Source organism: Micromonospora sp. KC207 (assembly GCF_004348615.1).
GTDB lineage: Bacteria > Actinomycetota > Actinomycetes > Mycobacteriales > Micromonosporaceae > Micromonospora.
The window spans coordinates 1-9,398 of the sequence record NZ_SMKJ01000278.1 but is presented as its reverse complement, the minus strand read 5'-3'; the positions used below and the strand labels follow the sequence as shown (position 1 = coordinate 9,398).

The window sequence follows — 9,398 nt, the reverse complement described above, 5'->3', positions numbered from 1 at the left end:
GGACCGGGCCGGCGGCGATTGCCAGGTCGTACGCCCGCTGCGGGACGAACTGGCCGGCCGGGGCGATGCAGCCGTCGGCCTCACCGGGCAGCTTCACCCACAGGAAGGCGTCGATCGCCGAGTCGCCGGTCGCGGTGGTGCTCGGCGTGCCGATCGCCCGCCCCGGCGGGTCGCACCATTCGGAGCCGGCCGGGCCGTTGCCGTTGCGGCTGGTGTCGATCACGGCCTTCAGCCGGGACACGCCGGTGGCGGCGATGACCTGCTTGGCGTACGACACGGACTCGGCGGTGGTGCGGTAGTTCGACACGTTCAGCGAGATGCCGTCGGCGCTGTTGGCGATGTCCGCGCCGTTGAGCCGGGACGCGATGTCGGCGGGGGGCAGCCACGCCGAGTTGCCCGCGTCGAAGTAGACCTTCGCCTGCGCCGAGCCGGCCTTGAGCTTCTTGCCGGCGTACGCCATCGACGCCCGGGTCTCGGCCTGCTGGCTGGCGTTCTGGCAGTTCGTCATGATCGGCAGGACGTCGGGCTCCAGCACGATCGTGGCGGGTCGCCCGGCCAGGCCGGCCGCGACCTGGTCCACCCACTGCCGGTAGGCGCTGTGGCTGGGCGCGCCGCCACCGCTGGCACCGCTACAGTCCCGGTTCGGGATGTTGTAGACCACCATGATCGGGATCTTTCGCGCCGCGGCGGCGGCCCCGACGAACTGGTCCACCTCGGCCCGTACGGTGGAGGTGTTGGTGGTGGTGAACCAGCGACCCTGCGGCACGGCCGCGATCCGGTCCCGGATCACGGCTGCCCGCCAGTCGCCGGGGTTGGCGGCGACCCAGCGGGCGGCGCTGGCCTGAGGGTCGACGTAGAACGCGGAGTCGGCGGCGGAGGCCGGCGTGCCGCCGAGGATGCCGACCGCGACGGCGGCGGTGAGTGCGCTGGCAGCCACGGCTGTGAGCGCAGGTCTGCTTCTCATTGACGTCGTCCTCCATTATTGATGAGTATGCGTGGAAGCGCTCCCATGCTTTCTCGACAAGGTACGCGTCCATTACCGGCATGTGAAGACCCTGTGACGCCATCTTCCGGTTCGTGAAGAGAGACAATGGCGGCATGCGCCTGGTGATCACGGCCGACACCCATGTGCCGAAACGGGCCCGCGACCTGCCAGAGCCGCTCTGGGCGGCGGTCGACGCCGCCGACGTGGTGCTGCACGCCGGGGACTGGGTGGACGTCGCGCTCCTCGATGCCTTGCGGGACCGGGCGCGCCGGCTCGTCGGGGTGTACGGCAACAATGACGGCCCCGACCTGCGGGCCCGGCTGCCCGAGGTGGCCCGCGTCGAGCTAGCCGGCCTGCGGGTCGCGGTGGTGCACGAAACCGGCCCGAGCGCTCGCCGCGAGCAGCGCTGCGCCGCCGCGTACGGCGATTGCGACCTGCTCGTCTTCGGCCACTCGCACATCCCGTGGGACACCGTCGCCCCCGGCGGGCTGCGCCTGCTCAACCCCGGCTCCCCGACCGACCGACGGCGTCAACCGCACGCCACCTACCTGACGGCGCGGGTGGCGTCGGGGCGACTCGACCGCGTCGAGCTGCATCGCCTCCCCCCGCCCTGACCGCCGGTGCCGGCTACCGACGCCGGCGCACCGCCCGCATCACGCTGGCAGCTCGCCGGCTCCGGTTCGCTGCCCCCGGCTCGCCGGCTCCGGTGCTATCCTGCCGGCGGTCGGTTCACTGCCTCGGGCGGGCACGCAGGTGGGCGCGCTCGCCCTGGGTGCCGAACAGGCTGAGAAACTCGACCGGCTCGGGGTCGGCGGCGCCGAACCAGTGCGGCACGCGGGTGTCGAACTCGGCCGCCTCGCCGGGGGAGAGGATCATGTCCCGCTCGCCGAGCACCATCCGCAGCCGGCCGTTGAGCACGTAGAGCCACTCGTAGCCCTCATGGGTCTGCGGGTCGGGCTCCCGGCGACCGCTGCCGGCCGGGATCACCAGCTTGTACGCCTGGATGCCGCCGGCCCGGCGGGTCAGCGGCAGCATGATCATGCCGTGCCGGGTGACCGGGCGAAGATGGATGCGCGGATCGCCGGTGGGCGGGGCGCCGACCAGGTCGTCGAGCGTCACCCCGTGCGCCCGGGCCAGCGGGAGCAACTGCTCCAGGGTCGGCCGACGGGTGCCGGACTCCAGCCGCGACAGGGTGCTCACCGAGATGCCGGTCGCCGCCGACAACTCGGCAAGCGTCGTCTCGCGCTGCCGGCGCAGCGCCCGCAGCCGGGGCCCGACGTCGGCGAGCGCCCGGTCCAGGTCGTCGGTCATGCGACGAGCTTGCCAGACCGGCTCATCTGACGCGCTTGCCAGATTGGCAAGGCCGTCGCTCATCCCCACGAGCCCGGCCCGGCCCGCTGCCGCAAGCCTGCCGGGGCGCCGTGCAGGTCCGCGGCTGGGCCCTTTGTTGGTTATTCCGGGGCCGCAAGTGCAAGATCGCGGGAGTGGGGGGCGGTGCGTTCGCCCTTGCGGTCGAGTAGCCGCATGACCGGGGTGGCGGCCACGCCGTGTGCCACCACCGACACGATCACCACCAGGCCGACCGTGGCCCAGAGCAGTGCGGCCTGCGGGAAGTCGGCCTTCGTCGTCGCGTACGCCAGGTAGTAGAACGAGCCGACGCCCCGGATGCCGAACAGCGAGATCACCCAGTGCTCCGCCGGCCGACCCGGCGCGCCGCGCAGCGACAGCCAGCCGACCAGCGGCCGGATCACGAAGACCAGCGCCAACCCGACCAGCGCCGCCGGCCAGGTCAGCGGGGCGAGCAGCCCGCCGACCACCGCGCCGCCGAACAGCAGCAGCAACAGGACGGTCAGCAGCCGCTCGACCTGCTCGGCGAAGTCGTGCAGCACCGAGTGGAACTCGTGGGTGCGCTCCGCCGACCGGATCGCCCGGGCCGCCACGAACACGGCCAGGAAGCCGTAACCGCCCACCACCTCGACCAGCCCGTACGCCAGGAAGGTCGCGGCCAGCGCCAGGAACCCCTCGGCGTGCCGGGCCAGCCGCAGCTCACTGGGCGCGCGGAAGAACAGCTTGCCGAGCAGCCAACCGACCAGCAGCCCGCCGCCGATGCCGACGGCCAGCCTGTACAGCACGTCGACGGTGAACCAGTCGGCGAACCACTCGCGCGGGGTGAGGCCGGCGGTGGCGATCGCGATGGCCGCGTATACGAAGGGGAAGGCCAGAGCGTCGTTGAGGCCGGCCTCGCTGGTCAGCGCGAACCGCACCTCGTCCTCGGAGTCCTCCACGTCGGTCGGCTCGCCGACCTGCACGTCGGAGGCGAGCACCGGGTCGGTCGGGGCGAGCGCTGCGCCGAGCAGCAGCGCGGCGGCCGGCACCAGCCCCGCCCACCACCAGCCCAGCAGCGCCACCGCCGCGATGCACAGCGGCATCGCGATCGCCAGCAGCCGCCAGGTGGACGACCACCGGGCCCAGCTCAGCGGCCGGTCGATCTTCAGCCCGGCGCCCATCAGCGCGACGATCACGCCGATCTCGGTGAGGTGCGTGGCGACCTGGGGATACTTCAGCGGGTCGGGGTTGGGTAGCCCGGTCGGGAGAACGAAGACCAGCATGCCCAGGCCGAGGAACGCGATCGGCATCGACAGGGGGCGGCGTTCCAACACCCGGGGGAGGATTCCGGCCAGCAGGGCACTCAACCCCACCACCGCGAACGAGACGTCTACGGGCTCCACGACACCACTCCTCCACCCCACCCGCGAGGTGTGGGTGAGAGGTGACGGACCTTGCCCCGTCGGCGGTCGCCGTATGCGTACTGCTCGCAACCGATGCGCCCGCGTCACGGTGGCGCACGGGCCGGCGGTCAGCCCAGCGCCGCGACCGGGGAGTCCGCCAGGGCGCCCAGCAGAGCCGCCGGGTCGTCGTAGACGGCCACCGCACCCGCCCCGGCCAACTCGCCCCGGCTGGTGCCGCCACAGGTCAGCCCCACGCACGGGATGTCCAGCTTGCCGGCGGCGGCGACGTCCCAGACCGAGTCCCCGACGAAGACCACCCGGGACGCGTTCAGGCCGGACTGCTCCAGCGCGGCGACCAGGATGTCCGGCGCGGGCTTGCTGTGGTCGGCGTCGGCCGCGCAGGTGACCGACGCGATCACGTCGTCGGCGTCCAGCGCCCGGCGCAGCGCCCCCACCTCGTGCGCGGGGGCCGAGGTGGCGAGCACCACCCGCAGCCCCCGCCCGGCGCAGGCGCGCAGCAGGTCGGCGGCGCGCGGCAGCGGGGTCAGCCGCTCCCAGTACTCGCCGTACAGACTGCTGTGGGCGTCGCGCAGCCTCCCGTCGGCGCTGCGGTCCCGTTCCGGGCCGAGCAGGTGGCCCAGGATCTTGTCGGAGCCCATTCCGATGGCGCGGTGGATGGCCGCCATCGGCACCGGCTGGTCGGCCTGACGCAGCGCCTCCCACCAGCTCACCGTGTGCAGATAGGTGGTGTCGACCAGGGTGCCGTCGACGTCGAAGAGGACGCCGCAGGGATTGTCGATGGTCATGTGTGCCCTCCTACCCGGTCGGCGACGCGGCGAAGCGCGGCTGATCGACCGGTTCGCCTGCCACCCGGGGATCGTGCCCCCGGGTCGGGATCGGGATCGTGCTACCCGGGCGGGATCGTGCTATGCGGGCGGATTCGTGCTACCCGGGCGGGATGAGGATCTCGAACCAGACGGTCGAGCCGCGCACGGTCGGGTCGGTGCCCCAGGCGTCACTGAGCTGCTCGATCAGGCCGAGGCCCCGGCCCCGGCTGCTCAACGTGTCGGTCCGGGCCCGGGTCACGGTGCCCCGGGTTCCGGAGTCGGCGACCGACACCAGCAACCGCTCCGGGCTGAGGTCGATCTCGACGCGGGCGGCGGTGCCGGCGTGCAGCAGCGCGTTGGTCGTCAGCTCACTGGTGCACAGCACCGCGGCCCCGACCACGCCCTCGGGCACCCCCCAGTCGGTGAGCTGGGCGGTCATCCAGTGCCGCACCCGGCTCGGCGCGGTCGGCTCCGCCGGCACCTCCACGCTCGCCGAGCGGCTGGGAATCAGCGCGTGTTCCACCGCCAGCACCGCGACGTCGTCCTCCGTGGGGCCGGCGACGGCCGCCATCGCCACCGCGCACAGCGCCCGAGGGTCGCCGCTTGCCGCGTCGGCCACGGCCCCGGCGAGGCTGTCCAAACCGGCGGCGAGGCTCTGCCGCCGCCGCTCGATCACGCCGTCGCTGAACAGCAGCAGGGTGTCCCCGGGGGCGAAGCGGACGGTGGTGGTGCGCGGGTCGCAGCCCAGCCCGAGCGGAGCGCCCGGCAGCACGTCCAGGTACTCCGCCACCGGCTCGCCGTCCGGCCCGCCCCGGCGCACCAGCGGCGCGGGATGCCCGGCGGTGGCCAGGGTGAGCCGTTCCCGCTGCGCGTCGACCACCCCGAAGACCACGGTCACGAACAGCTCCTGGCTGCCGGTCTCGGCCCCGAGGCTGCCCACCAGGCGGTCCAGCCCGGCGAGCACGGCGTCGGGACGCGGATCGGTCAGCGCCAGCGCACGCAGCGCCGCCCGGACCTGGCCCATCCGGGCCGCCGCCTGCACGTCGTGCCCCGCGACGTCGCCGAGGACGACGCCCAGCTCGCCGCTGGGCAGCAGGAACGCGTCGTAGAAGTCCCCGCCGGCGGCGTTGCCGTCGACACCGGCGTCGTACCGGGCGGCGATCCGCAGCCGGGGCAGGTCCGGCAGGTGCTCCGGCAGCATACTGCGCTGGAGAAGCTGGGCGGTGCCGTGCTGGGTCTCGAACCGGCGGGCGCGCTCGGCGGCTTGGCCGATCAGCTCGGCTGAGGCGGCCAGCAGGGCCCGCTCGGCGGCCGACCAGGGCCGGACCGCGTGGTACCCGACGGTGAGCCCGCCCCGTAGGGCCGACGTCCGCAGCGGCTGGGCGGCCAGGGCCCGGACCTTCTGGTCGTGCCGGTCCACCGCGACGTCGCGCAGCGGCTGGCCGTCGGAGACGATCTGGGCGACCCCGCTGCGCGCGGCGACGATCAGCGGGCCGGTGGACTCGGCCGGCGAGCGCCGCCACAGCGGGGGAAGCCGCTCGTCGGCCTCGTCCAGCAGCTCGCCGCGTACCCGCCGCACCGTGCGCCACCCGGCGCCGTCGTCCACCCCGAAGGTGACCCGGTCGGCGTCGAACGCGGTGAGCAGGTAGCGCAGTGCGACCCGGGCCACGTCGTCCAGGGTGAGGGTGCCCGCCAGGGCGGCGGCGACGTCGCCGAGGCTCTGCAACTGCTCGGTGACCTGGCTGGTCTCGGCGGCGACGATCAGCACCCCGACGATCTGCCCCGCGCTGTCCCGTACGGGGGAGTGGCCCCGGGTGAACACCGGCTGCGCGCGGGCGTCGGGGTGGGGCTGGTCGAACGGGAGTACGGCCTCCCGCTCCAGGGAGGACTCGCCCTGCCGGTAGGCCCGGTCGAACGCGTCGCCGACGCCCGGCTCGTCCCACACGTCGGCGAACACCTCGGCCGCCGGCCGGCCCACCGCGCCCGGGTGGCGGTCACCGATCAGCGTCGCGTACGCCTCGTTGTAGAGCAGCAGGAGGTCGTCGCCGAAGGCGAGCGCCATCGGCACCGGCGAGGCGAGGATCAGCTCGATCGCCCCGCGTGCCGCCGGATCCCAGCGCTGAATCGGGCCGAGCGCCGTCGTGGCCCAGGAGTGGCCGAGAACGACGCCGGCGGAGTCGGAGGCGGACGCCCCCGCGGCGGGCGTTGCTGGCGTGGGGACTCGCCCGACCGTGCCTGGCATGTCCGCAGCCTAGCTGGAGCGCCCGCCCCACGGCCCGATCGCGGGGCCGCCCGGCGTCCGACGGTCCCGCAGGGCCGGCGGCAGGTGCCAGTCAGCGCAGGTCAGGGTGGTTCTGGAGGCAGATGTCGGAAAAATCGGTGCGCGTCGCGCGGCGTGCGCCGGGACGAGGCGGGTATGCGCGCGCCGAAGTCCATGCGACAGGAGGGACACCATGCAGAAAACCCTCGCGGTCGGGCAGGTAGACATCGGTAACGCCCTGACCGATATGTGGAGGTCGGTGCTGCTCTTCGTCCCGAGGGCGATCGCGTTCGTCGTGATCCTCGTGGTGGGGTGGCTCATCGCCAAAGCGGTCCTCAAGATCGTGGACGCGGCACTGGAGCGGGTGGGGTTCGACCGCGCGGTCGAACGGGGTGGGATCCGGCGCGCGCTGGAACGCACCAAGTATGACGCCAGCGACATCCTGGCGAAGCTGGCGTACTACGCCGTGCTGCTGTTCACCCTGCAGTTCGCCTTCGGGGTGTGGGGGCCGAACGCGATCAGCGACCTGATCCGGGGGGTGGTCTCGTGGCTGCCCCGGGCGTTCATCGCGATCGTCATCGTGGTGGTGGCCGCCGCGATCGCCAACGCGGTGCGGGACCTGGTCACCGGCTTCCTGGGCGGCCTGTCCTACGGCCGGGTGCTGGCCGACCTGACGGCGGTCTTCATCCTGGCGCTCGGCGTCATCGCCGCGCTCAACCAGGTGGGCATCGCCACGACCGTCACCACGCCGGTGCTGATCGCAGTGCTCGCCACGGTGGCCGGCATCCTGATCGTCGGCGTCGGCGGTGGCCTGGTGCGGCCGATGCAGAACCGCTGGGAGGGCTGGCTCGACCGGGCCGCCGCGGAGTCCCGGGCGCTGCGGGAGCACCGCCAGGCGGAGACCGCCGGCCGGGGCGACGTCGAGCGGCGGATGGCCGACCGGGCGGGTGCCGAGCGTGTCCGGGCCATGCCCGAGGGGTCGATGACCGGCGCGCGGGGCGGGCAGGGGACGTACCGCTCCGGCAACATGCCGGGCGACGAGACCCAGCAGTTCGGTCGCCCGGGTAGCTGACCGGGGGAGCACGAGGGGGAGGGGGCTCGCGCGGGCCTCCTCCGTCGTGCGGGTCGCCCACTGCGTTTGCGTCGGCGGGCGTGTGTCACAGAGGCCGTGCGTGTGGTCAGGGAGCCGGCGGCGCAGCCGGGCGGGCGCCCAGGGAACGGGCCAGGGCACAGACCGCGAGCAGGCGGGTGAGCAGCCAGTCGGATGCCGACCAGTCCGCCGAGCGGGTGGGCGGCTGCCAGCCGTGCTCCCGCGCCGCGTCCCGGACGCCCTCGGCGTACCCGGCGAGCGCGGCTGCGGTCAGCGGGCGGCGGTCGCCGCCGAGGCTGTCCCGGACGGCGGCGGCGTGCTGGTCGATCTCGGCGAGCAGGCCGGGGCGGGTGGCGGCGGCGGCGAGCCCGGCGGTGCCGATCGACACCGCCAGGACGGCCAGGGCGGCGCTGGCGGAGTCCACGGCGGAGTGACTCGGAACATGGTTCGACGACGCGCGCATGAGGACCGAGGCTAATCGGCCGGTACCCGTGCTCGCCTCGGCCGCTCGGCCGGTCCCGCCTCCTCCACCCATCGGTCGGCACCCGAGGCGGGAGGATTGATCCGGCCGGCGAGGGGCAGAAGGGAGAACGGGTCGACACCGGCGCGTCCGGTACGGGGAGGAACGCATGGGACAGCAGGACGAACCCGACGAGCGGCACCGCCGCCCTGCCGGGGTGGGTGATGCCACCGTCGAGGCGCTCGGCAGGCTCAGCGAGGCGCTGGAAACCGTCGAGCGGGTGCGCGGGCACCTGTACTCGCTGCACCAACTCCTCGGCCACGCCGACCTGATGCTCGACGACGTCGTCGAAAGGTTCCGCGCGGCCGGCCACGACGCGATCGCCGACCGGATCGCCACCGACCTGCTCGGTCGCAACGTGATCGCCGGCCGGTGGACCTTCCAGGTCGTCGAGGACTTCGACGACGGGTACTACGCCCTGTTCCGGGACCTCGACCGGCAGGCCCGCGACGAGCTGGCCGGCGGCCGGCGGCACCTGTACGAGGCGGAGATGAAGGAGCGGCGGCGTACCCGGGGTCGCCCGGGGCACGAGGCACGCCCGGTCGGCGGCTGACGCGGCCGACGGCCGGACGGGTTGGCTCCCGACCTAGCTAGTCGGAGGAGCGGGCGTTCACCGGGCGACGTCGGGAGGCGTCGTCGGCGATGATCACCGTGGCGACCATCAGGGCGACGCAGAGGCTGAACAGCCACGAGTCGTCGGTGGCGAACTTGGCGGCGACCGGTGCCTGGACGGCGGCGAGGAGGAAGCCGAGCCAGGCGAGACGACGCTGACGAACGGTGAGGAAGCCGGAGCCCTGTCGCATTCGGAAAGTCTTGCGCGGCGCGCCCCGATCGCCGTCACCCGATCGGACGATTCTGGATGACCTGTCCCGTTTCCTGGATGCACGTACCGTACTTATTGACCCTTCGGGGGATGCGAGCGAAGTTGATGGTCGTTCTCGGGTCGGTGCGGCAGGATGGTCGATCGTGTCCACCCCCACGCCGCCC

At 73.6% G+C, this 9,398-nt stretch carries 10 protein-coding genes; 3 read left to right on the top strand and 7 right to left on the bottom strand.

From position 1 onward, the window contains the following. Nucleotides 1–937, bottom strand: a 937-nt coding sequence (locus E1258_RS26330; RefSeq protein WP_243715699.1) for a glycoside hydrolase family 6 protein, incomplete at its 3' end; no start/stop codon positions are given. Between the two features lie 161 nt (nt 938–1,098). Between E1258_RS26330 and E1258_RS26325 the strand changes: the two genes are divergently transcribed. After that, the gene (locus E1258_RS26325) at nt 1,099–1,599 is read left to right on the top strand and encodes a metallophosphoesterase (RefSeq protein WP_132405848.1); all 501 of its coding nucleotides are present in this window, start codon (nt 1,099–1,101) and stop codon (nt 1,597–1,599) included. Between the two features lie 115 nt (nt 1,600–1,714). Here the strand turns inward: E1258_RS26325 and E1258_RS26320 are convergent, their stop codons facing one another. The 4 genes from E1258_RS26320 to E1258_RS26305 form a co-directional block, all read right to left on the bottom strand. Further along, entirely contained in the window at nt 1,715–2,296 is a 582-nt protein-coding gene (locus tag E1258_RS26320) for a helix-turn-helix domain-containing protein (protein WP_132405846.1), read from the bottom strand. A gap of 140 nt (nt 2,297–2,436) precedes the next feature. Next, nucleotides 2,437–3,714, bottom strand: coding sequence for a sodium:proton antiporter (locus E1258_RS26315; protein WP_132405844.1), 1,278 nt, complete (start codon nt 3,712–3,714; stop codon nt 2,437–2,439). Between the two features lie 128 nt (nt 3,715–3,842). Then, on the bottom strand, nt 3,843–4,520 hold the full coding sequence (locus E1258_RS26310; RefSeq protein WP_132405842.1) for an HAD family hydrolase: 678 nt from the start codon (nt 4,518–4,520) through the stop codon (nt 3,843–3,845). Between the two features lie 139 nt (nt 4,521–4,659). After that, on the bottom strand, nt 4,660–6,783 hold the full coding sequence (locus E1258_RS26305; RefSeq protein ID WP_132405840.1) for a SpoIIE family protein phosphatase: 2,124 nt from the start codon (nt 6,781–6,783) through the stop codon (nt 4,660–4,662). Nucleotides 6,784–6,994: 211 nt separating this feature from the next. Between E1258_RS26305 and E1258_RS26300 the strand changes: the two genes are divergently transcribed. Next, nucleotides 6,995–7,873: a hypothetical protein gene (locus E1258_RS26300; protein ID WP_132405838.1), complete on the top strand. Its 879-nt coding sequence runs from the start codon at nt 6,995–6,997 to the stop codon at nt 7,871–7,873. A gap of 106 nt (nt 7,874–7,979) precedes the next feature. On the opposite strand, the gene E1258_RS26295 is transcribed toward E1258_RS26300, so the two are convergent. Then, nucleotides 7,980–8,354, bottom strand: a complete 375-nt coding sequence (locus tag E1258_RS26295) for a DUF6401 family natural product biosynthesis protein (protein ID WP_132405836.1) — start codon at nt 8,352–8,354, stop codon at nt 7,980–7,982. A 166-nt stretch (nt 8,355–8,520) separates the two neighbouring features. On the opposite strand from E1258_RS26295, the gene E1258_RS26290 reads away from it, so the two are divergent. Next, nucleotides 8,521–8,964 (top strand): hypothetical protein, encoded by a 444-nt coding sequence (locus E1258_RS26290; RefSeq protein WP_132405834.1) that lies wholly within the window; start codon nt 8,521–8,523, stop codon nt 8,962–8,964. A 37-nt stretch (nt 8,965–9,001) separates the two neighbouring features. Here the strand turns inward: E1258_RS26290 and E1258_RS26285 are convergent, their stop codons facing one another. Continuing rightward, nucleotides 9,002–9,214, bottom strand: a complete 213-nt coding sequence (locus E1258_RS26285; protein WP_132405832.1) for a hypothetical protein — start codon at nt 9,212–9,214, stop codon at nt 9,002–9,004. Between the last annotated feature and the right edge of the window lie 184 nt (nt 9,215–9,398).